The organism is Lentimicrobium saccharophilum (assembly GCF_001192835.1).
In the GTDB taxonomy this organism is placed as follows: Bacteria; Bacteroidota; Bacteroidia; order Bacteroidales; family Lentimicrobiaceae; genus Lentimicrobium; species Lentimicrobium saccharophilum.
This window is the reverse complement of record NZ_DF968183.1, coordinates 26,347-52,053: the sequence shown is the minus strand read 5'-3', so window position 1 is coordinate 52,053 and position 25,707 is coordinate 26,347. Positions and strand designations below refer to the sequence as shown.

16 protein-coding genes are annotated in these 25,707 nt (G+C 48.7%); 9 read left to right on the top strand and 7 right to left on the bottom strand.

Annotation, left to right across the window (positions count from 1 at the left end; all coding sequences use genetic code 11):
- The first annotated feature begins 5 nt into the window (after nt 1-5).
- From TBC1_RS12055 to TBC1_RS12045, 3 genes are all read left to right on the top strand, one after another.
- Nucleotides 6-692 (top strand): ABC transporter ATP-binding protein, encoded by a 687-nt coding sequence (locus TBC1_RS12055; protein WP_062043176.1) that lies wholly within the window; start codon nt 6-8, stop codon nt 690-692.
- A gap of 1 nt (nt 693) precedes the next feature.
- Nucleotides 694-1,869 carry a hypothetical protein gene (locus TBC1_RS12050; protein WP_062043173.1) on the top strand — a complete coding sequence of 392 codons (1,176 nt, stop codon included), beginning with the start codon at nt 694-696 and terminating at the stop codon, nt 1,867-1,869.
- A gap of 819 nt (nt 1,870-2,688) precedes the next feature.
- Nucleotides 2,689-3,951, top strand: coding sequence for an MFS transporter (locus tag TBC1_RS12045; protein WP_062043168.1), 1,263 nt, complete (start codon nt 2,689-2,691; stop codon nt 3,949-3,951).
- Nucleotides 3,952-5,989: 2,038 nt separating this feature from the next.
- Here the strand turns inward: TBC1_RS12045 and nth are convergent.
- From nth to TBC1_RS18175, 4 genes are all read right to left on the bottom strand, one after another.
- Nucleotides 5,990-6,670 carry an endonuclease III gene (nth, locus tag TBC1_RS12035; protein WP_062043162.1) on the bottom strand — a complete coding sequence of 227 codons (681 nt, stop codon included), beginning with the start codon at nt 6,668-6,670 and terminating at the stop codon, nt 5,990-5,992.
- Nucleotides 6,671-7,252: 582 nt separating this feature from the next.
- Nucleotides 7,253-8,314 (bottom strand): VOC family protein, encoded by a 1,062-nt coding sequence (locus TBC1_RS12025; RefSeq protein WP_062043156.1) that lies wholly within the window; start codon nt 8,312-8,314, stop codon nt 7,253-7,255.
- Between the two features lie 21 nt (nt 8,315-8,335).
- Nucleotides 8,336-9,130 carry an SDR family NAD(P)-dependent oxidoreductase gene (locus TBC1_RS12020; RefSeq protein ID WP_062043153.1) on the bottom strand — a complete coding sequence of 265 codons (795 nt, stop codon included), beginning with the start codon at nt 9,128-9,130 and terminating at the stop codon, nt 8,336-8,338.
- Between the two features lie 51 nt (nt 9,131-9,181).
- Nucleotides 9,182-9,388, bottom strand: a complete 207-nt coding sequence (locus TBC1_RS18175; RefSeq protein WP_137305691.1) for a hypothetical protein — start codon at nt 9,386-9,388, stop codon at nt 9,182-9,184.
- Between the two features lie 112 nt (nt 9,389-9,500).
- Between TBC1_RS18175 and TBC1_RS12010 the strand changes: the two genes are divergently transcribed.
- Both TBC1_RS12010 and TBC1_RS12005 read left to right on the top strand, forming a co-directional pair.
- A complete protein-coding gene (locus tag TBC1_RS12010; RefSeq protein ID WP_137305689.1) occupies nt 9,501-12,188 on the top strand; it encodes a T9SS type A sorting domain-containing protein in 2,688 nt (895 codons plus the stop codon).
- 146 nt (nt 12,189-12,334) lie between these two features.
- On the top strand, nt 12,335-13,069 hold the full coding sequence (locus tag TBC1_RS12005) for a hypothetical protein (RefSeq protein ID WP_062043145.1): 735 nt from the start codon (nt 12,335-12,337) through the stop codon (nt 13,067-13,069).
- Nucleotides 13,070-13,142: 73 nt separating this feature from the next.
- Here TBC1_RS12005 and TBC1_RS12000 read toward each other — a convergent pair whose 3' ends face one another.
- Nucleotides 13,143-14,384, bottom strand: coding sequence for a TIGR03862 family flavoprotein (locus TBC1_RS12000; protein WP_062043142.1), 1,242 nt, complete (start codon nt 14,382-14,384; stop codon nt 13,143-13,145).
- Nucleotides 14,385-14,394: 10 nt separating this feature from the next.
- A complete protein-coding gene (locus TBC1_RS11995) occupies nt 14,395-17,049 on the bottom strand; it encodes a DUF5686 and carboxypeptidase regulatory-like domain-containing protein (protein ID WP_062043139.1) in 2,655 nt (884 codons plus the stop codon).
- A gap of 1,251 nt (nt 17,050-18,300) precedes the next feature.
- Here TBC1_RS11995 and TBC1_RS11990 point away from each other — a divergent pair.
- The 4 genes from TBC1_RS11990 (at nt 18,301) to TBC1_RS11975 (ending at nt 24,579) form a co-directional block, all read left to right on the top strand.
- Nucleotides 18,301-19,686 (top strand): IS5 family transposase, encoded by a 1,386-nt coding sequence (locus tag TBC1_RS11990; RefSeq protein WP_062041913.1) that lies wholly within the window; start codon nt 18,301-18,303, stop codon nt 19,684-19,686.
- Nucleotides 19,687-19,800: 114 nt separating this feature from the next.
- Nucleotides 19,801-22,368 (top strand): T9SS type A sorting domain-containing protein, encoded by a 2,568-nt coding sequence (locus TBC1_RS11985; RefSeq protein ID WP_062043137.1) that lies wholly within the window; start codon nt 19,801-19,803, stop codon nt 22,366-22,368.
- Between the two features lie 310 nt (nt 22,369-22,678).
- Nucleotides 22,679-23,389, top strand: coding sequence for a hypothetical protein (locus TBC1_RS11980; RefSeq protein WP_062043134.1), 711 nt, complete (start codon nt 22,679-22,681; stop codon nt 23,387-23,389).
- The gene (locus tag TBC1_RS11975) at nt 23,374-24,579 is read left to right on the top strand and encodes a serine hydrolase domain-containing protein (RefSeq protein WP_062043131.1); all 1,206 of its coding nucleotides are present in this window, start codon (nt 23,374-23,376) and stop codon (nt 24,577-24,579) included. The genes TBC1_RS11980 and TBC1_RS11975 overlap by 16 nt, the downstream gene beginning before the upstream one ends.
- A 465-nt stretch (nt 24,580-25,044) precedes the next feature.
- On the opposite strand, the gene TBC1_RS11965 is transcribed toward TBC1_RS11975, so the two are convergent.
- Nucleotides 25,045-25,632 (bottom strand): RNA polymerase sigma factor, encoded by a 588-nt coding sequence (locus TBC1_RS11965; protein ID WP_062043124.1) that lies wholly within the window; start codon nt 25,630-25,632, stop codon nt 25,045-25,047.
- Nucleotides 25,633-25,707: the final 75 nt, after the last annotated feature.

Below are 25,707 nucleotides of genomic sequence, written 5' to 3'. Positions count from 1 at the left end.
AGGCTATGAAAATCCTCGAACTGAAAAATGTAAATAAGATATACAATTCCACAGAGGTTAAGGTCCACGCAGTGAATAATGTAAGTCTGGACTTTGAGGAAGCTGAATTTGCGGCAATCGTGGGCCCTTCAGGTTCGGGCAAAACCACCCTGCTGAACCTGATTGGCGGACTTGACATGCCCACTTCGGGTGAAATTATTATAGACGGCACCAACCTTGCGGAACTTAAACCTTCGCAACTGATCGACTTCAGATTGAATAACATCGGATTTGTATTTCAATCCTATAACCTGGTGCCGGTACTCACGGCGAGGGAAAATGTAGAGTTTATCATGACGCTACAGAAATGGCCTAAGCAAAAAAAGGATGAGCGGACCCTTGAGTTGTTAACGGCCGTAGGCCTGGGCGACAGGATCAACAGCCGGCCTGCAAAACTTTCGGGTGGGCAGCAACAGCGCGTAGCGGTGGCCAGAGCGCTTGCATCAAGACCGAAATTTGTGCTGGCCGATGAGCCCACGGCAAATCTTGATTCAAGGGCGGCGACAAATCTTCTTGAAATCATGAAAAAACTCAACCAGGAAGAAAGAATAACCTTTATTTTTTCAACACATGACCCCCGCGTGGTTAAGATGGCTCACCGCATCATCACGCTTGAAGACGGGAAAGTCGTGTCGGATGATAATCGTGAATAAAATGTCTGACTCGGTACATATCATATTTATCAGGGCTGTTTTTGTTTTTCATGCAATATTTCTTTTCCTGTCTTCAGGAAATTGTCAGGAAAAAGAGAAGGTGATCACCCTGGCCGGTTATCTTTCCACTATACAAAGCGCTGCCTTTGATTCCCTTTCCGGCCCTTTCCTTAACGAAAACATTATTCATAACCGGCTGAACTTTAAAGGCTATCTGAACGATAAAATAACTTTCGCCGCTGAGTTCCGGAACCGGCTTTTTACAGGAGACATGGTCAGGTACGGCAAACTTTACGCAGACATGATCGGTTACGACGACGGAGTGGCAGATTTATCATGGAACATCATTGAGGAGCAGTCTTTTCTTCTAAATACAACCATCGACAGATTGTGGCTTGATCTTCATCACAACAAATTTCAGCTTACCATAGGCAGACAGCGGATTAACTGGGGTCAAACATTTGTCTGGAATCCAAACGACATTTTCAATGCCTATTCATTTTTTGATTTTGATTATGCCGAAAGGCCAGGAAGCGATGCCCTCAGGTTGCAGTTTTTCCCCTCCTCCTCTTCGGTTGCAGAGTTTGCAATAAAGGCCGGTGAAGAGAATAAGGTGACTGCGGCTGCCCTTTACCGGTTCAATGCATTGAAATACGATTTTCAGATACTCTCCGGATTTATGAACAGTGAAGAATTTGTCGCCGGAGCAGGCTGGTCCGGTTCAGTCAGGAATATGTCATTCCGGGGTGAGGGCACCTGGTTTGTTCCGATAGAGGATGCTGCAGGTGACGGGAGCACGCTGCTGGTTACCGCTGGCCTGGACAGATTGTTTAAGGACAATTCAATGGCACAGATTCAATTCATGTATTGTAACAATCCATTAGATATCAGCAATATAAGCAATTTATACGCCCGGAATTTCTCATCAAAGGACCTCGCCTTTTCTGAGTTTACCGCATTTGGTCAGTTCACCTGGGTAGTTATGCCATTGTTTAACCTTTCCATGGCTGCGATGTGGTTTCCCGACCTGAATGGCTATTATGCCGGACCAGCGGTTGATTATTCACTTGCGCAGGATATCGGTTTCTCTTTTATCTGGCAGCATTTCGATGCCAATCTGAACGGTGAGCGGTCCAAAATCAACCAGGTATTCCTGAGGTTGAAATACAATTTTTAAACCACTGCTGTCCGGTTAAATTATAAGATTACTTTGGTGAGCCCCCGGTCACAGGCAATCGGTTCTTCGCTAACGCCCGGAATGACATTGACTTACATGGGTTTTAAGGGCAGGAATTGAAGGTCTCGTTACGATGGCTACAGGCAGTTGTACTTTGGCATGGGTCTTTCCGATCGCAATCGCTCACCGCAGGCCGTTAGGGTCAGGGACGAGGGACGCTAAAAAGGGACGAGGGACGCTTAAAAGGGACGAGGGACGCTTAAAAGGGACGAGGGACGCTTAAAAGGGACGAGGGACGCTTAAAAGGGACGAGGGACGGACGGTTTGGTTAAAGGTACAACTCACCTGAATGGGACAAGGAGACAAGGAGACGGGGAGACAAGGGGAAGGAAAAAGTGTCGGGACGAGGAACAAGTGTAATGTGATGATTTGAGAATGAAAGAATGTGATAATGTTGTCGATCTGTTAAGTTATTTTGTGATCTATTCCCGGCAAAGTAGCCGGGACAAGTTGTGCCTATTGTGGTTCAATTATCTCCGAGAGAAATCATTGGCACGCATCGGGAAGACGGATGCGAACCGGGTTGCTAATCCACTCGTTGCATTCGTGTCCCGATAACCATCGGGATCGTGGCTATCTCCGTGGAGCGCGTCCGGAGACTGGCACTTACTTCAGAAGGTTGAGATTGAGCTTGAGGAAAAAAATAAGGATGATCAGCAAAAGGAAGGTCGGATAAATTATTGCTTCACTGTATATGGCAGAAAGAACGGTTAAAAGATCTGAAAAAGAATTGCTAAATTGCACCCATATCCGGCGTCAATGGCACCTGCATTTGAAAAGGACCGGCAGTATTATAAATTCTGCGCTTACGGGTTTTTCAAAAACCTGCGGTTTTTCGAACCTTTTCTGTTGCTATTTTTTCTCGAAAAAGGGCTGAACTTTCTCGAAATCGGCACTCTATATGCCATTCAGGAGATTACCATCAATATTTTTGAAATACCTACCGGAGTGCTTGCCGACAGTTTGGGACGACGACGAAGCATGATCTCGGCTTTTGCTTTTTACATCCTTTCATTTATAATTTTCTTTTTTTCATCATCTTACTGGATGTTTGTTGTGGCCATCCTTTTTTACGCTTATGGCGATGCATTCCGCACCGGCACCCACAAAGCCATGATCTTTGAATATCTTAAAATCAAGGGATGGAAGGATCAGAAAGTACATTATTACGGGCATACGCGCTCATGGTCACAAATGGGATCGGCAGTTTCTGCAATGATGGCAGCGCTCATAGTCTTTCACTCCGGAAGTTACCGTACGGTCTTCCTCTTCTCGGTTTTCCCCTATATTATTGATCTGGTGCTGATGACAACCTATCCAAAGATGCTGGATGGTCAAAGGAAACTGTTACATAAAGGTGACCTGCTCCGGAATTTCAGCAGCACCATCCGGGACTTTATTTATTCATTCCGGAACACCGGGATACTGAAGGCCATCCTAACGCAGGCGGTTTACACGGGCTATTACAAGGCCGTGAAAGATTATATACAGCCGGTACTTAAAACATTCGCCCTCAGCATACCCTTGTTTCTTTACCTGGAAACTAAACAACGCGCTGCGTTGATGGTAGGACTCGTTTATTCGGTAATTTATTTGCTGACTTCTTACTTTTCTCGAAACTCCGGCCGCTTTGCCGGGCGTTTCACCAATTTATCGCGTCCGCTGAATGTCACTATGCTGATTGGTTTACTGATGGGGCTGGTGAGCGGCTTCCTGTTCCATTATACATTTTATCTGGTTGCAGTAATATTTTATACAGGAATATACCTGATTGAAAACCTGCGTAAACCCATAGGGATATCTGTTGTAGCCGAACGTTTGGAAAAAGATGTACTGGCCACGGCACTTTCGGCAGAATCTCAGGCAGAAACACTTTTTGCAGCCTTGATTGCCCCGGTGTTGGGTTTCACCGCCGACCGCCTGGGTGTTGGTGTTGCGCTGATGGTAGTTTCCGCCGGTCTGATCCTGTTGATGCCGCTTTACAGCGCGTCTGTAAAAGGCTACAGGCAAAGAGAGGCTTAAAGGCTTAATGTATTGATGCAGGAACTTTTCTCAACTGCACTATCAATCTAGAGACCGGAGCCTGAACGGGTTCACAACTTGAGTACATATTACACATTGCTAAAGGGATAACCATATTTTTCACTATTGCTTATTACCTGATACTTCGCCAGGTAACTACAAGTAAGCAAGCAGCGCAAATCAAGGGTTCCGGAAGATGGCTGAACACAGTTCCCGTCAAAGGAAATAATTGGTTCATTGGTGCTGTTTCTTTTCTGATGAGACTGCCTGCTTTCTTAACGCCAATTTTGGAAGGCCGGTCCTATCTCAATTAATATTCAATAGTTTTGTTAAACAGCTCCCCCGGACAATATCACCATTAGAAATGGTAACAAGCCAACCGTAATGAAATTCGATTTTAATTTTTCTTAATAATCCCAGTAACGCAATGCAGTGCGAAAAATTTTCAGCTTTCGCAAAAGCGACCTTCTAAAGTTGACCTTCCAAAACTAACATTCAAAGAATTGGATAAACAGCTAAGAAATGAAACAATGGTCAAGTCTAGGCAGCTGTGTTGCGGAAGCGAGGCCCCGCGGCCTGAGCGGATAAAAAGATAGAAGCCAGCTGTTTGTGCTGACATCACTTAGCATTGATTGGACCATCAGTAGAAAGAAGACCTGACAAGTTGAAGCGTATCTGCATGGAAAATCACTCATTCCCAACGGATTACCTTTTCTTTAGTTCCTGTACTTTTGGCTTGATGCTTCGACTTGGTTCGGCTTCGCTCACCACTAGTCGCTCAGCACAAGTCCAAAAGTACCAAAAGAACAAGGCTTCCCAAAAATGGCTGAAAACAGGCGAGCGTTTTGGCTGGAAGAAACGAAGGTTGTTACATTTTCCCTCTGCTTCAGACTGATGTACAAAAATCACCTGTACATCGCCAGCCATCATCGCAGGCGTTTCTTCTCTATTTTTTCGCTGCCTGTTTTCTATACGCCATTTTTGGAAGGCCGGTCCTATCTCAATTAATATTCAATAGTTTTGTTAAACAGCTCCCCCGGACAATATCACCATTAGAAATGGTAACAAGCCAACCGTAATGAAATTCGATTTTTATTTTTCTTAGTAATCCCAGTAACGCAAGGCAGTGTGAAAAATTTTCAGCTTTCGCAAAAGCGACCTTCTAAAGTTGACCTTCCAAAACTAACATTCAAGGAATTGGATAAACAGCTAAGAAATGAAGCAATGGTCAAGTTTAGGCAGTCGCGTTGCGAAAGCGAGGCCCCGCGGCCTGAGCGGATAAAAAGTTGAAAGTCAACAGTATGTGCTGACATACCTCCCCAATATTTGGGTTATCAGGCTGAAAAAGAAGACCTGACAAGTCGGAAGAAGACTTGTTAGGTCAGGTCGTTAAATTTTGTGGTCAGGCCCTGTGGAGAAGCGGGAATTTAGGGAGATACAACATTATCGTTGCGACATTGCGACGTTTCGTGGGGAAAGTTATCTAGGCTGGTCACGGTTGGTCTCGGCTCCGCTCGACCACCGCCGCTCGACCACCGGGACAGATTCACCTTTGAAAGGCTCTTGGCAAGCGTTGAGAGACGCGCGCTAACTGATAAAAAAGAAGGCCTGACAAGTTGGAAGAAACTGGTTATGTCAGGCTCAAATCGGAATGGAAGCACTTAACTAGTAATGAAACTCAATTTCTTTTTCTTTGTAATCCCAGTAAAGTAAGGCAGTGCGAAAAATTTTCAGCTTTCGCAAAAGCGACCTTCTAAAGTTGACCTTCCAAAACTAACATTCAAAGAATTGGATAAACAGCTAAGAAATGAAGCAATGGTCAAGTTTAGGCAGTCGCGTTGCGAAAGCGAGGCCCCGCGGCCTGAGCGGATAAAAAGTTGAAAGTCAACAGTATGTGCTGACATACCTCCCCAATATTTGGGTTATCAGGCTGAAAAAGAAGACCTGACAAGTCGGAAGAAGACTTGTTAGGTCAGGTCGTTGTTTGTTGCAGCCAGGCCCTGTGGGGAGGTCAGGAGTCACGGGAGATACAATAAAATCATTGCGTCATTGCGTCTTTGCGCGGGGCATCCTGCGCTTTAGTCTGATAATACCTGCACCATTCCCTTAATCCGCATTCACTGCATTTGGGTTTGCGGGCGATGCACACATAGCGGCCGTGGAGGATCAGCCAGTGGTGGGCAATGGCCAGCTTTGACTCAGGAATATATTTCACCAGCTGCCTTTCCGTTTCAAGAGGGTTCTTGGCCCTGTAAGTCAGTCCTATACGTGCCGAAACCCGGTGCACATGCGTATCCACAGCCATGGCAGGCATGTTGAAAGCCACGGAAGCAATCACATTGGCGGTCTTTCGGCCCACGCCCGGCAGCCGCTGCAATGTTTCCACATCGTCAGGCACCACTCCGCCAAAGTCATTTACCAGCATCCGGGCCATGCCCGACAAGTGCTTAGCCTTGTTGTTGGGATATGAACACGAACGGATCAGCTCAAAAATATCCTCCACTTCAGCGGCAGCCAGCGCTTCCGCATCCGGGTAACGCCTGAAAAACGGGGGCGTGATCATATTCACCCGCTTGTCGGTACACTGGGCCGAGAGGATTACGGCTACGATCAGTTCGTATGGATTGTCATAATGCAACTCCGTTTCGGCTACCGGCATATTTTGTTCAAACCAGCCGATCACGGCCTTGAAGCGTTCGGGTTTACTGAGTCGGGACATCTTTCCGGGATTATGTTTGTAATTGTCCGCTAAGTTCTGGAATCAGGCAAAGGAAGTAAAAAATATGGAGCGGAACGGCAAAAGATTGATGAAGCCTGCCAGATGTGATGATGTGATGATGTGATGATTTGAGAATGAGAGAATTTGAGAATGTGAAAGTGTGTTCATGTGTTCATGTGTTCATGTGTTCATGTGTTCATGTGTTCATGCGTTCAGGTTACAATGAAATGAGCCAATGTGGAAATATGAAAATGCGATAATTTTGTCGTTCTGGTGGTTTCTATTGTGCTCTATTGTGGCTATTGTGGTTATTTTCTCCTTGCAGGGTTTATGGCACGCGTCTGAAGACGCAAGCCGGGAAAAAGAAGACCTGGCAAGTCGGAAGAAGACTTGTCAGGTCGGTTCGTTGATTGTAGAGGCCGGGCCCTGCGGAGAAGTCTAGAGTTACGGGTTCGCAAAATAATCCTTGCGTCTTTGCGTCTTTGCGTGGGTTGGTTATGCAAGTTTAATTCTGTTGATGCCCGGGACACGCGTCGGAGACGCACGCTTACTTCATATGGATAATATGTTCACGGGCCGGCATTACTTCACCCGCATCAGGCTGAAGAGGCTGAACATCCAGCGTGGCAGGGGGCCGGGTTTGCGTTTGGTAAGGTCGAGGGACCAGCCCAGGCGCTTGACCAGGGGGATCTTGTGGGTTTCCACAAATTCAATCAAAGTGCCTTCGGGCGCCTGAATATAGCTGAAGCTGCCGGCGGCCTCCCCCATATCAAAAGTATCCATATCGCGGGCGCTGTCGACGGTAAACGGGAAACCCCTCTCCTTTACCTCTTCGCGCAGTTCGTCCATGCCGTTGATGTCGTAGCAGAGGTGGATAAATCCGGGATCGCCCCAGAGCCTGCCCTCGTAAATGGAACGGGGTTGCCGGTCGAGTACCTGCAACAACTCAATGCACGAGGGGCCGAACATCGGACTGAAAGCCCCGTCGGGCGTATGCGAATGGCGGAGCAATACCCGGCGAAACCGTCCCTCGCTCCCCGCAAGCCCCTGCAGGTCGTCAAACTGTCCGCTCACATCGTAAGCCACCCGATCGTAGCCCAGGATTTGCTGATAAACCGGCAGACTGGCTTCCATATCCTGCACACCGATCACCGCGCCGTACACGCCCCCGGTGACTGATTTCTGCTTCTTAAATACATAAGGCTCGCTGCAAACCTCCCAGGTATTATTATAAACATCTTTCAGGTAGAAATGCTGCTTCCCTTCCGGATCGGTGGTGATGCCGCTTAGCAGATTGAGGTTCAACGTCCTGAAGTAATTATAGGCCTTCTGTACATCGGCGGTTTTCAGCTTGCCGGCAAAGATGCCCAGGTCGCCCAATTTCAGCTCAAACGCGGGGTATTCGGGCTTTTTCCCGGTGTGCTGCCAGATTTCAAATCCGCCGCCCCCTTCGAGGTTCAGGGCAAGAATGGCATGTCGTTCGCGGGGCTCGCCCTCGGTATGGGGCAGCATCAGCTCTGCCATGGCCGCCTCTTCAAACATCTTGATATCCATCCCGAAATACCGGCGGTACCAGGCGAATGCCTCCTGAATGTCAGTGACGCCCACCCCCAGTTGCTGAATTCCGTTGATTTGTGTTCCCATGCTTTTATATGCTTTAACTGATTACACCGGCCTGATCCTGGTAGACAGCCTGTAATACAATGCAGGCAGAAACCTGCGTATATGAAGCATCATCAGCTCTTTGCCGCCGACATGCACCTCTTTTTTCTCCCTTCGGAGCCCGTTCAGTATTTGCCTGGCGGCCTTTTCAGCGGAAATGCCGTTGGCCTGTCCGGGGTCCATTTTACCGTATTCTTTACCTTCTTTATCCAGCGCAAACCTGGATATATTGGTCTGTATCCTTCCGGGGATCAGTATGCTAACGCGGATGTTGTGTTTGCTATTCTCAGCCCTGAGGCTCTCGAAATAGCCGTGCAGCGCGTGTTTGGATGCGGAATATGCCGAGCGGTAAGGGAAGCCGAATTTGCCCACCAGGCTGGAAGTCACGGCCAGCTGTCCACCTCCGCAGGCGATCATGTGCGGCAGTAAGGCCTTGGCCAGCGCCACCACCCCGAAAAAGTTGACCTCCATAATGCGGCGGTCGTTGGCGTCGGGAGTTTCCACCACCAGCGAGCGCTGACTGATGCCTGCAAACTGGTAGAGGCCGTGGATGCGCCCGGCCAGCCCGGTAACCTCCGCTGCCGCGACAGCGATGGCAGCAGTATCTGACATATCAAGCACCCTGGTGATCACCGTGGCCCCTCTCCTGCCGGCTTCCCCGGCTACTTCCTGCAATCCCTGAGGGTCGCGGTCGGTAAGGATCAGTTTCGGCTGATATCCGGCAAGCAGCAGGGCCAGCGCCCGCCCCATGCCTGAAGCGGCACCGGTAATCCAGAAACATTGCTGATAAAATTCCATCCCGGAAAAATAAAATGCGAATATACAAACTTCACACGCGCAAGCCCTGAATCAAAGACTTTTCTTTGAGGAATCACAGCGGGAAAGTAACTGGTAACCCGGGACAAATTTCCCGTTACCTTTATTACCACCAAAAGCTTTATCAGAAAACAGCAGGTCATTACCTCCGGAGTTATTTATTCCGGGATCCGGCTGCCTATAAAAACTTAATTCAGTCGGTAAAGCTGATAATGTTTTTTGGTATCTTCGCTTTCTCATGATCAGATCAGTCAGGCCGGCAAAAGATTACCTTACCATGACTGCCGGATTCCCTGACACTGCCTGTTCCGTTTTCAACGCTTTATTCGTATTCATTACATCCTGTTTCCAGATGAAAAAGTGTACAATGATTTTCCTGCTGACGGTTATCCTGGGGATAAGCGTCCGGGGTCAGTGGAGCGACAATCCCGCCATCAACAATGCCATTGCTTTGCTTACGGGCGAGCAGGCCATTCCGAAGATCGCCACCTGCCCCAACGGGGACACCTACATCGGTTTCTTCAGCAACGAAACCGGCAATTACAACGTAAAGCTCCAGCGGCTCGACAGCCAGGGCAATGCCCTGTGGGCAGACAACGGGATCCTGATCAGCAACCAGCCCTCCATGACCTGGCTTACCGACTGGGATATGGCCGCCGACATCAACAACCACTGCATCCTTACCTGGCAGGATATCCGCAACGGCAACAACAACACTTACGCCTACCGTATTTCTCCGGAAGGAAACTTTGTATGGGGCGCCGACGGCATCGCGCTCTCGAACAATTCAGCCTTCAACGCGGCACCCAAGGTGGTGACCACCCCGGCGGGCAACGCGGTATTTGCCTGGACTTCCGACAATGTAATTATCATGCAGAAGATCAGTCCGGCGGGGGCCAAACAGTGGGGCGACAACGGAATCACCCTGAGTTCGGCCAACACCCTGAACTGGCCCCAGATGCTGCCGGTGGGCACCGACGACATCATCCTGAAATATTTTGAAGACAGCGGCCCGCCCAATGCCCCGACACGTCATGTTTTTGCACAGCGATACAGCAGCGGCGGCAGCCCTGTTTGGGCAGCTCCGGCGGTGATTTCCAATGCCGGAGGCATTTCGGCCTGGACGCAGATATTCCCGTTTATCAACGACGGCAGCGACGGCTTTTACATCGCCTGGCACGACGACCGGGACAACAATATGATGGCATCGGTGTGGGTGAACCATGTAGATGCGTCCGGTGTGGTACAATTTCCGGCAAACGGGGTGGAAGCCACCACCGCGGCCACGTTCAACCACTTTTACCCCTATCTGGCCTGTCCTCCGGGATCGCAGGATGTTTATGTCTTCTGGAACGAGATGAACGGGTTGCAGAGCATGCGCGGCATATTCGGGCAGAAGTTTACGGCCACCGGCACCCGTCAGTGGGGCAACAACGGCATGACGTTTATCCCGCTTTCAGCCACCACCTTCACCCCGCTGGAGGTGCGCAGCACCCCCACCGATATGATCGTGCTTTACGAAGAAGGCCTCTCAGCCACCACGGGCATGCTGAAAGCCATGCGGATAGGCACGAATGGAAGTTATGTTTGGCCCGGCGAACATGTTACCATCAGTTCCGTGGCATCGTCGAAAGTCCATACGGTGATCAATGAGTTCCAGGACAACCAGTGGATCATCAGCTGGGAAGACGACCGCAACGGCCCTTCCGATATCTATGCGCAAAACCTGTTGCCCGACGGCACCCTGGGCTTCTGGGACCCTCAGTTCGGGAACATCCAGGGTCAGGTAACCCTGAACGGAGGAACAGGAAACGTAACGCAGGTAGTGATCACAGCCGGCAACGAATCCACCCTGCCCGACCCCACAGGATTTTACTTCCTTGAAGTCCCCACGGGCACCTATACCGTTACGGCCACCCTTGCGGGATATTATCCCGGCTCGGTCGGCAACGTGGTGGTATTGCAGGATCAGACCACAACCGGCGTTGATTTTGTGCTCGATCCGGTACCGACCACAGGATATATCCACGGCATCGTTGAACTCGACGGCGGCAGCGGGGAGATCACCGAAGTGACGGTTTCAACCGGAGGTTTCAGCACCAATCCCGACGCCACGGGATTTTACAGTCTTGAGGCCCCGGTGGGCGTTTGGGATGTGGAGGCCAGCCTTGGCGGCTACACCAGCCAGATCAGGGCCGGGATCGTTGTCAATCCCGGGATCATCACTCCGGATGTGGACTTTTTGCTGACCCCGGCGCCAACCACCGGTTATGTGCAGGGATATGTCACCATCGAAGGTGACTTCTATGATGTTACGGAAGCAACGGTAAGTTCCGGAAATCAAACCACCCACCCTTCCGCAAACGGCTTCTGGTTTCTGGAACTGCCGGTCGGCAGCCATAACATCACCGCCTCCCATACCTGGACAGCAAGCGTTACTGCTGAAGATGTAGAGATCCAGCCCGGCATGTCCACCACCGGCATTGATTTCCTGTTACAGCCCTTCAGAACCGATATTATCGTAAAAGCCCTGGATCAGCACGGAAATCCGGTATTCCCTTGCAGCATCCAGCTTACAGGGCCCGGCCCGTCGTATCATACAGCCATGCTCACGGAAGATTCGGTGACCATCGTAAATGCCGTTTACGGAAATTATCACGGCACCTCCATCCACGTGCCCGGCGGTACCATTGAAGCCGATACCCTGATTGACCAGGATAACCATTTAATGATCTTCCGCTATTTTATCACTGCGACCGACCACCACAGCGCGGAATTTTCATTCAGCGTGTCACCCAACCCGGTAACGGGCAACAGCCGGATTTTACTGAAATCCCCGGAACCCGGAGCATACACTTTACGCTTGTTCACCTCAAACGGCGAAGTGCTTTCATCCGTAAACACCGGGCTTACGAATTCCGGAACCCACGAATGGCCGTTCACTTTCATCTCCGGAAACAGGCGGATTGAACCGGGCATTTACTACCTTGAGTTAAATGACGGAAATAGCTCTGCTACGGTAAAAGTGCTGATTCCGTAGCTGGATGTTCAACAATTTTGCCGGAATCCGGTTTATGTTTTAACCGGTACCGTAAAATTTTTATTCGGTTATTGCCGGAAGCAAATTCTGTGCATCAAACTGAGCCGGTATTATTCATCGACAGAACCCATCAAAAATCCTGAAAAGTGAAAAAACTCAACTTCAAACTTCAATTAATCCTGCTTCCATTATTTGCCATGCTCGCCATCACAGCCTGCAACCGCGGAACAAAAACCAATGCGGAAGAAAATCTTCCGGCCGGCACCCATGCTGTTTCGGTGATTGATGTGATACAGACGACCAATTACACTTACCTGGAGGTTCTTGAAAACGATGGAAAATATTGGATTGCGGTAACTTCCCGCGAAGCAAAACCCGGCGATGTGATCTATTTCACCGACTTTCTTGAAATGAAAGATTTCGAAAGCAAGGAGCTTGGCCGGACCTTTCCGCTGGTCTATTTTGTGCAGGATCCCAGCGACAGCCCTGTATCGAAACAGCAGCCGGCCAGCATGGGCAAGCCTGTCAACGAACGGGTGCAAGGCATCGAGATTGAACATGTGGAAGGCAGCCTGACCATTGCCGGAATTTTTGCAGACAAAGCCAATCTGAAAGGTGACATGGTGAAAATCAGAGGACTGGTCGTAAAGGTCAACAACAACATCATGGGAAAAAACTGGGTTCATCTGCAGGATGGAACCGGAGATGAAGGGAACTATGACCTGACCATCACCACCACGGAAGCTCTGGAGGTGGGCAGTATTGCCACTTTCGAGGGCAAAATCGAGGTTGACAAGGACTTTGGCGCCGGTTACAGCTACGATGTGATTATGGAAGATGCCAAAGTGTCTGACATCAAACCCGGCACTCCCCGGTCCTGATAAAAGCCTGCCTTTGTACCCCGGCAACAGGGCTCATCTTTATTTTCGGGATTTTTTTGAGTGGACAGAAATGTCAGGTCATCTGACACCCGCATCTGCTGATAATTTCATTTGCCGCGGAAAATCCGCCTGAAAAGCAGCCCTGCAGCAGGAAACCGCCGGTCGGCGCGTCCCAGTCGGTCATCTCGCCGGCAACAAAAATCCGCGGGAACTTTTTCAGGGAAAAATCCGGATTCAGCGATTCCAGTCCAAGCCCACCTGTGCTCGAAATGGCTTCATCAAGTCCGCGCAGAGAATGCACAGGCAAAAGAAGGTTTTTAAGAGCATCCGCAAATAACGCAGGTTCGAGAAATTCTTCCTGTGAGGTATATGCCTTGATCAGGGCCAGTGAAACGGCGTCAAGTTTCAGGCAACGGGCGTAAGCACGGCTTCCCGGCCTGGTATTTCCCAATCGTTTCAACAGGGAATCCCTGTCACTTGTCGGTTTCAGGTCGAGCCGGAGTGCAGCGCTCTGTCCGGACGCTATAAGCTTCCTGATCTCCGGCACCAGCGGATAAACAGCAAAACCTTCCAGTCCGTACCCGGTAATCAGCGCCTCTCCCTTGCTTTTCACATCCTGAACCTGCATCATTATGTTCTTAAGGGGTTTCCCTTCATGAAACTGCCTGAGTTGCGCCGGCCATTCAATATTCACCCCGCAGTTTGAGGGTTGAAAAGGCAATGTGGTTATCCCGCGCCTGTTCATTATTTCCGTCCATTTGCCATCCGAGCCGGTTCCCGGCCAGGAAGCGCCTCCCAGGGCCAAAACGGCGAAATCAGCCTGAATTTCTATCTGCTTGTTTCCGTTCAGAAAAGCAAACCGCATCTGCCCGTCGAAATCCGTGAGTTTATGGCTGGTATGGATATGAACGCCTCTTTGTTGCATGGAGTTGACAATGGCTTTGAGCACCTGAGCCGGGCTGATCCCTTTTTTGGGAAACACTTTGCCGCTGCTGCCGGTATAAGTGGGAATGCCCAGCTGGCCGAGCCATTCCCTGAGCTGCTGCGGGCCAAAGAGGTTCAGGGCGGTATCCATAAACCCGCGGGGCGAATACTTTTCTGCAAGCTTAACGCCTTCAACGTGGCTGGTGATGTTCAATCCTCCCTTGCCGGCCAGCAGGAACTTCTGACCCACCATTTTTTCCTTCTCAAAAAGGTGTACCTCAAAGTGACCTGCCAGCCGCCATGCTGCCATCAGCCCCGCAGGGCCGCCGCCCACCACTATCGCCACGCCGCCCGAAGCCGGTTTGTTTTCCTGATGATTCAAAAGATTCAAATCTTTACGTTTACATTCCTACCGTAATCTCCCGGGTCGAAAACACGGGAATGGCCAGCCGGAAACCCCACTGCCATTTTCCTTCATCGTTTAAGGCCGTATAGACGCCAAAGTTATACAAACTATTGCCCAGTCCGAAACCGCCCTCAATATGGTAACCCTGATGCTGCACGCCAAGAAATCCCAGGCTGAACTGTTCCTGCCACAACCGGTTGCGCAGCAGTGGCAGGCGCGTAAACAGCAGATAACGGGAGGAATAGTTTGCAAAAGCCCTCAACCAGGCTTCATTGGTGCTGTATTCGTAATAATTGATCAGTTGAAAGGTGTTGAAGAGGTCCTTTCCTCCCACTGTCAGTGGCTGGGCGCTGAAATGGGTAAAATCGCCGGAATAGAGACGATCTGCAGTTACAAACTTTCCGGATTCCGCTTCTATCTTCAGCCGTTCGCCCGGACCGGTGGCAACCTCCTGCCTTAGCCCGGCGTGAAGCACTGTAAAATCAGTTGTAAACGAACCGGAAGGAATGGCTTTCCTGATGCCCGCGAAGAACTCCGGCGCACGGTTCAGGCCACGGCGCGGAACTTTTACCCCGTCTTTGATATAGTAAAAAGGCATGGGTTTATAAGTCAGTTCCATTTCAAAAATCAAATCCCGGTGGCGCTCCATCCGGTATAGCGGGCTCGCCGGAATGTTGGGGCTGAAAGACCTGGAATCCTTATAGAAAAACGAAAAATCGCTTTGGTTTTGCAGTGGAGCGGATTCCGCCAAAGTAAGGGCAGCACTCAGGCTTGCCCCGAAAAAGGGCTGCAGGGAGTGGGCAACCCGGATGAAATCATGTTGATACAGCCGCGACAGGTTTTGCCGGAACAGCAGGGTTGATAACGCGTTCTCAATCGCCATGGCGCCCCCTTCCCGGTTGAAATCAGGGTGTAAAGAACCTCCGCTGATCCTGAATTTGTTTTTCAGGTTTCCCTGGCCTTCCAACCCCACCGAAGTGGTCCACATAAAGTCACGGGATGCAAACCCGAAGGCGGGGGCAAAATCAACCATCGCCTTGTATTTTCCGGTTTTAAACCGGTTGTATGTGAAGCGGGTTCCGTATGTCAGTCCGTCAACCGTGCTGAAGCTCACCCCAAAGGGGTACAACAGCCCGTTCGACGAAATCCGGTTCACGGAATCAATCTCTGATATTCCACCGGTGAGCAGCACGGACAGCAACCGCTGTTTTGCCGGCTTTGGCTGAATTGTGCTGTCAGCGTCCTTTTTCCCACGGGCCAGGAGGGTATCATTCCTGATAACGCTCAGCACTTCGCTGCGGGCCAGCGGAATCGGCCTGATACTGCTCCAGAAGGCGGTATCGGATACCCTGGCATTGGAATCAATACTTAATTTGTAGCGCTCCACATATTGATGATTGTTCCTCAGTGAGTCCCTGGCCTTCAATTCCTCCTGTTTCTGTCTGATCCTTGCCAGCCGGTAAGCTTCAGAATTGGTCGGCTCCGGGCTGGCCGTAAGTTTCTCCGCTTTCTTCTGCAGCCGGTCCCTGCGCATCTGGCTTGCAGACGGGGATGCGGGCAACTGCATGGATACAGGGGGCGCTTCAGCAGCCGGGATATGTGAGGCATTTACCAAAAGTTCGCGGTACCTTACGGATGTGTTGTATAAAAAGCCACCTGCATTGCCCAGCAGGTCCATATCCAGCTTCATGCGGTTGCTTACCGGAAGCCACACCGAGGGCTTCACCTCCCCGTAAGTCTGCGAAAGCCGGATATCCACGCCAAGTTGCTCCTCCACCTGCACGTCAATGCTGTGGATGCACCACAGGTCCTCAATGATATAAACATGCCCCCGCAAAAATTTCGGCCCTTTGCCTTTAGGGATTATCCTGATTTTACTTACCAGCACCTTTCCGTTTACCCGGGTCCCCTCAAGGGCAAAACGGTAATGGTTGAAGGCGCCGGGCGCAAAGGGCGACCAGGCGTTGCCGAAAGCGTCGGGTTTATAAAGATTTCCCGATATATAACCAACGGCCGCCGAGGATTTACTCTCGTCGTCGCGGGGAAAGTTGCTGTGTATCGATTTTACCCGCTGATTTACCTTTGAAGGCGCGGTAAACTCTATTTCATTGACCGATTCTTCCATATACACGTCACCTTCCTTGATCCCGCTCTCTTTCAGGTCTTCCCTGGCCATCCATTTCACCATTCGTGATATGGACCTGATTTCCAGACTGCCTCGGATATACACATCGGCCTTGTAGTATTTTACCATCCCGGCATACTGCGGCGCCATGCGGATTACCTGACGCATAATGCCGTAGGCGGGGTCCTCCCCGCTGCTGCTCACTACCACGCCTGAAAGGTTATAAACCATGGGTTTTAATCGAATATGCAATGGGCTCGCTGTTTTCCCGATGCTGATCTGCCGGGTTTCGGCCTGATAACCCATACTCTGAAACACACAGGTATAATCTCCTGCATCAAGTTTCAGCTCAAAAGCCCCGTCCTGATTGGCCACCGTGCCATACATCAGTTCTTTTACAAACACCGTGGCCCAGGGCACAGGTTTACCCGCTTCATCCGTGATAATCCCGGATAGCACCTGGGCATGTGAGGCAAATGAAGAAAAAAGGGTGACTGAAAGAATAAGAAAAACCCTGAACCACATCTATAAATCAGTTAGGAATAAAATTAAATTTTATACTAAATAAAACGCGTATTACGATGTAAAGATAACCCGGCAATAATAGGAAAACAAATACATTGCAAGCTTTTAACCATATTTAACAGGGTACCGCGACATCCGGCAAGCCGGCAATGATTGCGGGAGTTCCATATTTTCTGAAAACACCTGCGTTTCTGACCAGGAAAAAAAATCAGCAGACATCCTCTTTTCGGGATCAAAACACAAGAGGAATTACCGTTGTCTGTTCCAAAAAATTCTGATGAAATTGGCAGGTTCCCGGCTGATTCCGCTTATACCGTGAATCAGAATCCAGTCGATGGCATAACAAATCAGAATCGTTGAACTGATCAATTATTGGTGCATTTCTGCGTTTCCCGCGTTCCGGCGGTGGAAAAAAGCAGATTATTTAATTGACAAGCCCTGATTTTTTAAAGCGCATCAATCGTGTCCGGTAAATTATCTGTAGCTTCCTCACCTAATCCGGAATAACGGGGTTTTCAGGGTGCAGATGGAGAGTGCAGGCGAATGGTGGAGCAGCCGCTTCGCTCCCTCTCAAGGTGACTAAAACGCAATTTTCTTTATTTCCGGCAGTTTCTGAAGGTGCACAATTCCGGTTTATTACCCCCGGCTTGAGTTGGAGGTAATAAGGAGCTGACCAACGCAGGGGCTTTAGCCCAAAAGGCGGCAAAAGTTTATTCGCATCCTGGCATTAGTAAAATCCGGCAAGCCCGGAAATTCCCCTGGTCACACTTCCCCCGGCCTTTCGGCTAAAGCCGGTTGGTTCGGAGATCTGCATTTTCCCCGGGCTGAAGCCTGGAGTAAAGCAAACAAAATTATCTTACAATTCATCGGAATTCCGACGTCTGAATCAGGACTTCAGGTCAATCAACGCAGGAAAAAGCAGATTGAATTAATCACTATCGGGACTTAGCTTCTTTTACTTTTTAGTACAGATCAAATAGCGAATACCCCGGGAGAGAATATGTTGAAAATAAATTTTTTCCGGACAACCATTCCGGAGAAAATCTTCGTATTTTTATCCATCCGTGAAAATATTGAATGAACCTGCACCACGGGGTACGGGTTTATATTAATTTTAACGTAGCTCAATGTAGTTGCTGCCAACGCTATCAGATATCCGCCTCTGCAAAAACATATTTAATTAGTCGCTCCTTAAATAAGTTATAAACAATTGAATGTCAATAAATAAGCATCATTTTTTAGCGACTATTTATGCAGGATTTTGTATCTTTAATGCATAAAAACCTGCAAATTATGCTTGGAAAATCACCCACAAAGAGCCAGAGGGAATTATTTCGTCCGATGCTTGACGATTTTATCAATTTGGATCATGAGCTTGTTCGTTTAGCCAATAAAATTGATTGGGGATATTTTGAGAAAGAATTCTCGGTCTATTATTCTGATCAGGGAGCACCCAGTGTTCCTATCAGGTTAATGGTTGGCTGCTTGCTCTTAAAACACATTTATAATCTTGGAGATGACCGTATTCCTGAGGTTTGGGTTCGTGATGTTTACTTTCAATATTTCTGCGGGGGAGTCTTTTTCGAACATAAATTTCCTTTTGACCCGAGCGATTTCACTCACTTTCGCAATCGTGTGGGAGAAGAAGGAATAGGCAAAATATTTGCATACAGTGTAAAACTGCACGGGCAATCTGTTCACAAGCAATCGAAGTTTTCCTTGTCAGATACAACCGTTCAGGAAAACAATACTACGTTTCCAACAGATGCCAAATTATGCAAGAAAGTTATAGACCAATGCAACAAAATAGCTGAGAAAGAAGATATTGATCAACGGCAACGATACACCAGGGAGAGTAAGCAACTGCTACGCGACACTTACAATGGCAAGCATCCCCGACGAGCCAAAAAGGCAAAAAAGTCAAAAAGACGTCTAAAGACCATTGCCAATACGTTGTTGAGGGAGCTGGGTCGAAAAATGAGCGAGGAACAGCAAGGGAAGTACGCAAAAGAACTGAAACTCTATCATCGTGCTGTCAACCAGCAGAAAAACGACACCGACAAGGTTTACAGCCTTCACAAGCCCTTTACCCGTTGCATAGCCAAAGGCAAACCACATAAGCAATATGAGTTTGGCAACAAAGTAGGGTTGATTACCACTGGCAAAAAAGGGAAGAGGATTATTTTAGCCATCAGTGCATTTTTGGGTAACCCCTTCGATGGCCACACGATTGAGCCTTTGATTAATCAAATGATTAGCAATGACATAAAGCTACCTCAGGAAGTGGTTTATGACCGGGGAGGAAGAGGAAGGTCAGAGATTGAAGGTGTAAAGATCCTGACACCCCATAAACCCAAGGCCAGCGATACAATTGCTCAGAAACATAAGAAACGTAAAAAGTTCAGATCACGGGCAGCTATCGAGCCAATTATCGGACATCTGAAAACAGATTTTCGAATGGGACAGAACTACCTTTTAGGAGAGAAAGGCATACAAATCAATGCTTTGATGGCTGCAACCGCATGGAATCTGAAGAAAATGATGGAAAAACTCAAACTAGAGTTTTTTCGTTTCATTTTTCAAACGCTGGTTGAGCCTCTTTTTTTATTTTTTCCCGCTCGGAAAAATAGTTTTTAAGGAGCGACTAATTAATAAAAGTATAACCGGCCATTCTCCGGGATCGCTTGCCTTATCACCACAGGAAACCGTGAAAACCCGGGTGGCCGTTTAATAAGCATTAACACTGAAAATATGAAACCTTATTTTTCTTTACTGATTTTACCAGGGATATTTCTTACCTTCATGTTGATTGCCACTGACAGTTTTGCTGACGGAACATCCGTATCGGACTCTCCTGTATCTATAAAACCGGATACCGAAGAAATCTGTGCCGGAACATCAGTCACATTCACGGCTATAACACCGGTTCTCCAAAACCCCGTTTATCAATGGACAAAAAACGGTTTCCCGGCTGGCAGCAATGCCCCCGATTTCACGTATGTTCCTGTCAATGGCGATATACTTCAGGTTAATGTTACCGCAACCGGATTCTCGGCCGTATCCGACCCATTGGTACTGACCGTATATCCGACTTACGCCGCCGTGTATATTTCAACTCCGGAAACACAGGTGACTGAAGGGACAGTGGTCTCTTACCTCGCTGAAACCTACAATGCAGGTTCAGCCCCGCTGATGGAGTGGCTTGTAAACGATATCAGGGTCGCTGTCAATATATATGATTTCACGTATACGCCTCAAAACGGCGATATCGTGCAGGCCAGGCTTACCGTGGGCAGTGATGTACCCTGCATCAGCACGAATCCGGTTACTTCGAATCAACTGGTAATGTCGGTTTGCAATTCAGCGCCGGTAGCTTTTGACATCTGGGGCAGTGGTGAATACTGCGGCGCCGTTGGTTTTGAGTTCGGCATCGAATCCTCCGAGCCCGGGGTCATCTATTATCTCTATAAAAAATTTGGCGATGATTTGTTCCGGTTAAATGGCATGGAACAAACGGGAACCGGCGGGCCGCTGAGTTTTTTCGAAGAAGCGGGGGAATACCTGATCCTCGGCAAAAATGCCTGCGATTCCATGTGGATGAACGGAAGCGCCCTGGTGCTCCCGTTCAACACCAAAACCTATATCTCAGCCGCCGGCAATAACCTGTGCAATGGCACACAGGTAACCTTCACAGCCACTCCGGAACGAAACGACAACGCGGATTATGAGTTTTTATGGATGATCAATAACAGTCAGGCCTTCCCGGGAGGCACATCTTTCAGCTATACTCCAGAAAATGGAGATCAGGTGTCCGCCATCATGATTTCACCCTGCTTCGATTATGAAATGAACAATACCGTGGTGATGATGGTAAGGGACTGCAGTGCTGCACCCGTGACCTGGACCGGCAATGTGGACAACAACTGGGACCGGCATGAAAACTGGGACAGCGGGGTACCGGGCATTTCATCCGTGGTGGTAATTCCGGGAAATATCGAAAACTACCCCACCCTGACCGCACCGGCATCCTGCGAAAGCATCATTATTGAGAGTGGGGGTTCGTTTATAGGATCGGAATTCCTGACGGTGAAATCTGCTATGGTAAAGCGCGATCTGAACAACCAGCAGTTTCATTTCCTGTCGTCACCCATGGGCTACCCGGAACCGGCTTTCGGCGGGGTTTTCACGGATAATCAAAACGGCATCTGGGCAAGAAAATATGATGAATACAGCGGCGACTGGCAAAATCTCCCGGCAAGCGCCCTGCTGATTCCGGGCACGGCTTATTCCATGCAACTGACGCAAAACCAGACTGCCGGATTCATCGGGATCCTGAACAGTGCGGCTGTCACCACCCGGCTTTTATACAACAATCCCGGGAATGACCCCGACCGCGCCGGGTGGAACCTTGTCGGCAACCCCTTCCCAAGCGCCATCGACTGGGATATGGTATCGGTAAACGCCGCGGAGCAGTCGATCTATGCCTGGAACGGAACCCAGTATATTACATGGAACGGTACGATCGGCGCCCTTACAAACGGAATCATCTCCGCCCAGGGCGGCGTTTTTATCAAAGCATCAGAACCGGGTTATATTTTCAACAGGGACGTCACCATCCCCCTGCCGGCAAGGGTCCACAGCAATCGCCCTTTCCTGAAGGAATCCGTGGCAAATACCCTTGAACTTGAAGTGGATGGAAATGGTTTCCGGGATGTTACTTTTATCCGCTTTAACGAAAATGCCACCAAAGGTTTCGATGCCAATGCCGATGCACATAAACTATGGGGCATCGAAGAAGCCCCGCAGCTCTTCTCCTGGTCGGGCACTTACCCGTTAAGCATCAACGAGTTACCCCTGGTTTTCAACGAAACCATTGACCTCGGTTTCAGCTGTGCCGCCAGCGGGGCGTATACCATCACCGCCAACGGATTGTCAGGCTTCGACGCCTCTGTCCGCTTGCTGCTCGAGGATAAAAAAAACAGCGCTATCACAGACCTTTCAATAAATCCCGGATATATTTTTGATTATCAGGCCGGAGAAATTCCTGACCGCTTCCGCCTGCACATTATCGGAGCTTCCGCGATTCCTGAACAAAACAGCATATTTGTCTGGTACCAAAACAATCTCCTGTCCGTATCCAATCCTTCCGGGATTACCGGCGAATTGCACTTATTTGACCTCGCGGGCCGTGTGGTGCTTTCATCCCCCCTGGATAAAGGTGACCTGACGGTACTGCCCATTAGCCTGAAGCCCGGAGTGTACCTGGCCGGCATCTCGGCAGTAAACTTTAAACTGACCAGAAAAATAATTGTCAGGTAACTTGCTGACAACAAGGCGCTTCAGACAATCATACCTGCTATTAACAGTAACTGCTGACATCTTAAGGATGTCCTGCCGGATAATTGGTTCACGTCAGAATTTTTTAGTGCACCCATGCTCCTGCCGGATTCCGTATGCCGGAACCATCACTTCTGTGGTATAGCTTCCTTAATGCTGTCCGGTTTCAATTCAAGGATGAAAATCCTGAATCAGCGGCGACGCCTCCGATCATTTGACATGAACGATACAGTTGTTATCTTTGCTGAACAATTTGCCGGCATCCAGGCGCCAGGCAACCCATACGCTGTTGATGAGAAATAAAATACTGATACTTGCTGCATGCCTGATTCCATTGATTACGGCAGCCCAATCATGGAAATCAAAACCATTCTCCATCAGCCTGCTAAATAATGCAACCCTTTACCCGCCCAAATCGCTTACTGCAATATTCAATCAGCCGATACATCCCGGGTTTTCAGCAAGTTATGAATTCGGATGGCGCGAAACGATCAAAAATCCGATGTTCAGAAATGTCAACACCCATGCGCTTGGCGGGCGTCAGGTCTATACCGGGAAGTGGTTCCAGAACATCGGCCTTTCCTATTATTATCACCGGTATGTCAACCATGCCGTGCTGATCACCACGCAGGCCGGTTACAGGAGATATCTGGGTAAATTTTCAGCCGAAGTCTCCTTACATGCGGGATACATGCATGCCTTTCTGCTTACTGAGCAGTTTTTAAAGCTGTCAGACGGCAGCTGGAAAAGTCAGAAACTGCCTTCAAAGGCTCAGATTGTGGGTGGAGCAGGCATTGGCATCGGGTATGACGCAGGATACCATTACAATACACGGCGGATATTTATCAACTACGACTTCAGGCTGCAGATGCCATTTATCAGTAACTATGTCCCGCTTTTACCCAACGGCATCCTATCGGCGGGAATACAGTTTACCCTTTTCAAAAACCCCGGCAGCCACAGCAAGCCTGCCCCAAAACAACTTGAATGTCCAAAGTCCTGACCGTCATTATACTTGCCCTGACAAGCCTTTTGCTGACAGGCTGCAGCAGCGATGAAATAAAAAAGCCTGTCGTCCTGAATTGTCCGGTTGAGGAAAATCCGTTATTTCAGTCAAATACGAAAAGCATTGCCTATAGGAAAATCCTTGATGATTATGTCAGGCGCGGACTTCCAGGCATCTCGCTGCTGGTGAAGGACAGTACGGGTTTTTTTGTCGGTTCCACCGGCATGGCTGATATTGCCGGCAATATCCCCATGCAGCCCTGTCATATTGCAAAAATTGCCAGTATAACCAAGATGATGTTAGGAACGGCCGTGCTGCGGCTTCAGGAAAAGGGCATCCTCTCGCTCAATGATCCTGTGAGTAAATACATTCCGGAAAAAACACTCAAAAAAATCGGCAATGGGAATGCGCCAATTACCATCCGGAACCTGATGAATCATACGACGGGATTTTATGATGTAATTGATGACGAGGGATTTTACCTTCAGATACTGAATGATCCTGCCCGTAAATGGACTGCCGCGGAATTGCTGGAGTACGTTTACAACAAAGATGCCATGTTCTCCTTCAGACCGGCAGACACCGTCGGCTATTCAAACACAAATTACCTGCTGCTCAGCATGGTAGTTGAATCGGCCACCGGGGTTCCGCATGCGGTTGTCCTTCGCGATGAAGTTATCGACAGGCTGCAGATGAACGACACCCGTTACTACTGGCATGATCCCCTTCCGGAAACGGGTATTGCCCAGGGATATTATGACCTTTACAACAACGGCCGGATCGAAAACATCTCCCACTGGAATACCGGCAGCGGCAATGGCTTTACAGGCGTGTATTCAACGGTTTGGGACATGTACCTGTTTGCCGATGCCTTGTTTGAAAGCAAAACCTTACTTTCCCAGCCTTCACTGGATGAAATGCTGACCTTCCATCCCGATGTAGAAGCGCGCAAACAGATTGGCGTTGCCTGCTTTAAGGACTTTATTGATACAGGCAATCCTGAAAGGGATTATGCCTGGGGCCATCGCGGAAGGGAGCTCGGTTACAGCGCCGATCTTTACTACTTTCCGGAATATCAGACCACCATGGCGCTCATCGTGAATTACGGCACCGATGGGAACAGTCCTTTAAGACCGGTATTCCTTGAGATGCGCGATAAGATCGCGAGGACAATCACACAAAACTGAAAAACCTTCAAAAAAAGGCTGCAGTGCGTTAAGCAAGGCAGCCTTTTGAGCTTTTTCCAGGTTCAGGCTAATTCAGCAGAAAAAGGCTGTAATTACCCGAGATCCTTTCCGGAATTACGGCTAGCGCTTTAGAGTAATTTAAAAGGTTCCGGATAACCGACTCGCTCGGCGATGCATTGACCGGGCTTGTCCTGATGCTTCTAAGGTTATGCCCTGCCGGCTGCATAAAAGGAACCTGAAAAGAATGATGAAGAGTAAAGTTTTTGGCCATAGGCGATGATTGTTCGGTTTTTTATGGTTTCAATAAAGTAACGGACAGGCGAACCGATTATTATCTGAAATGATTTTTTTTCATCCAAATAAGTAATGCGTTGCTGAAATCACGGTAAAATCAGCGGAATGATTCCCAAATAAAAAACAGGAGGCAATTACGCCTCCTGTCTCAAACATGAAAACAAGAAAAAATTATGCAGACAACGAAATTTCTTTCTTTTCAATCATTTTCCTGAGGTTTATCAGGGCATAGCGCATGCGGCCCAGGGCCGTATTGATGCTTACATTGGTCTGTTCGGCAATTTCCTTGAAACTCATATCAGCATAATGGCGCATCATCAGCACATCGCGTTGCTCGGCAGGTAAAAAATCAATCAACGCCCTAACATCCTGGTGAATCTGCTCTGTAATCATCCTGTCCTCCACTGAATCATCATAGATTCTGAGGTTATCAATAATGCTGAATTCCTCACTCTGGCTGTCAACAACGGGGATTCTCCTCGATTTCCTGAAATGGTCAATTACCAGGTTATGCGCGATGCGCATCACCCATTGGATAAATTTACCCTCTTCTTTATAAGTACCGGATTTCAGTGTGTGAATTACCTTGATGAAGGTATCCTGAAAAATATCATCAGCATGTTGTTTATCCTTCACAACCATGATGATGTAAGAAAAAACCTTGTTTTTGTGACGGTAAATCAACTGTTCAAGGCAAGATTCATTACCGGACAAATACCTGTTAATCAGCTCCTGATCGCTAATTGACTGGGCATACATAACGCCTCCTTCTGTTAGTAAGTGAAAGCGTAGATGTTTATCCGATAAGTGCCTCCTATGGTTAAATGAATAATC

Excerpts from the sequence above, each read along its gene's own strand:
- TBC1_RS12055 (WP_062043176.1), top strand. The coding sequence starts at position 6 with ATGAAAATCCTCGAACTGAAAAATGTAAATAAGATATACAATTCCACA.
- TBC1_RS12050 (WP_062043173.1), top strand. The coding sequence starts at position 694 with ATGTCTGACTCGGTACATATCATATTTATCAGGGCTGTTTTTGTTTTT.
- TBC1_RS12045 (WP_062043168.1), top strand. The coding sequence starts at position 2,689 with ATGGCACCTGCATTTGAAAAGGACCGGCAGTATTATAAATTCTGCGCT.
- nth (WP_062043162.1), bottom strand. The coding sequence starts at position 6,670 with ATGTCCCGACTCAGTAAACCCGAACGCTTCAAGGCCGTGATCGGCTGG.
- TBC1_RS12025 (WP_062043156.1), bottom strand. The coding sequence starts at position 8,314 with ATGGGAACACAAATCAACGGAATTCAGCAACTGGGGGTGGGCGTCACT.
- TBC1_RS12020 (WP_062043153.1), bottom strand. The coding sequence starts at position 9,130 with ATGGAATTTTATCAGCAATGTTTCTGGATTACCGGTGCCGCTTCAGGC.
- TBC1_RS18175 (WP_137305691.1), bottom strand. The coding sequence starts at position 9,388 with ATGAGAAAGCGAAGATACCAAAAAACATTATCAGCTTTACCGACTGAA.
- TBC1_RS12010 (WP_137305689.1), top strand. The coding sequence starts at position 9,501 with ATGAAAAAGTGTACAATGATTTTCCTGCTGACGGTTATCCTGGGGATA.
- TBC1_RS11995 (WP_062043139.1), bottom strand. The coding sequence starts at position 17,049 with ATGTGGTTCAGGGTTTTTCTTATTCTTTCAGTCACCCTTTTTTCTTCA.
- TBC1_RS11990 (WP_062041913.1), top strand. The coding sequence starts at position 18,301 with ATGCAGGATTTTGTATCTTTAATGCATAAAAACCTGCAAATTATGCTT.
- TBC1_RS11985 (WP_062043137.1), top strand. The coding sequence starts at position 19,801 with ATGAAACCTTATTTTTCTTTACTGATTTTACCAGGGATATTTCTTACC.
- TBC1_RS11980 (WP_062043134.1), top strand. The coding sequence starts at position 22,679 with ATGAGAAATAAAATACTGATACTTGCTGCATGCCTGATTCCATTGATT.
- TBC1_RS11975 (WP_062043131.1), top strand. The coding sequence starts at position 23,374 with ATGTCCAAAGTCCTGACCGTCATTATACTTGCCCTGACAAGCCTTTTG.
- TBC1_RS11965 (WP_062043124.1), bottom strand. The coding sequence starts at position 25,632 with ATGTATGCCCAGTCAATTAGCGATCAGGAGCTGATTAACAGGTATTTG.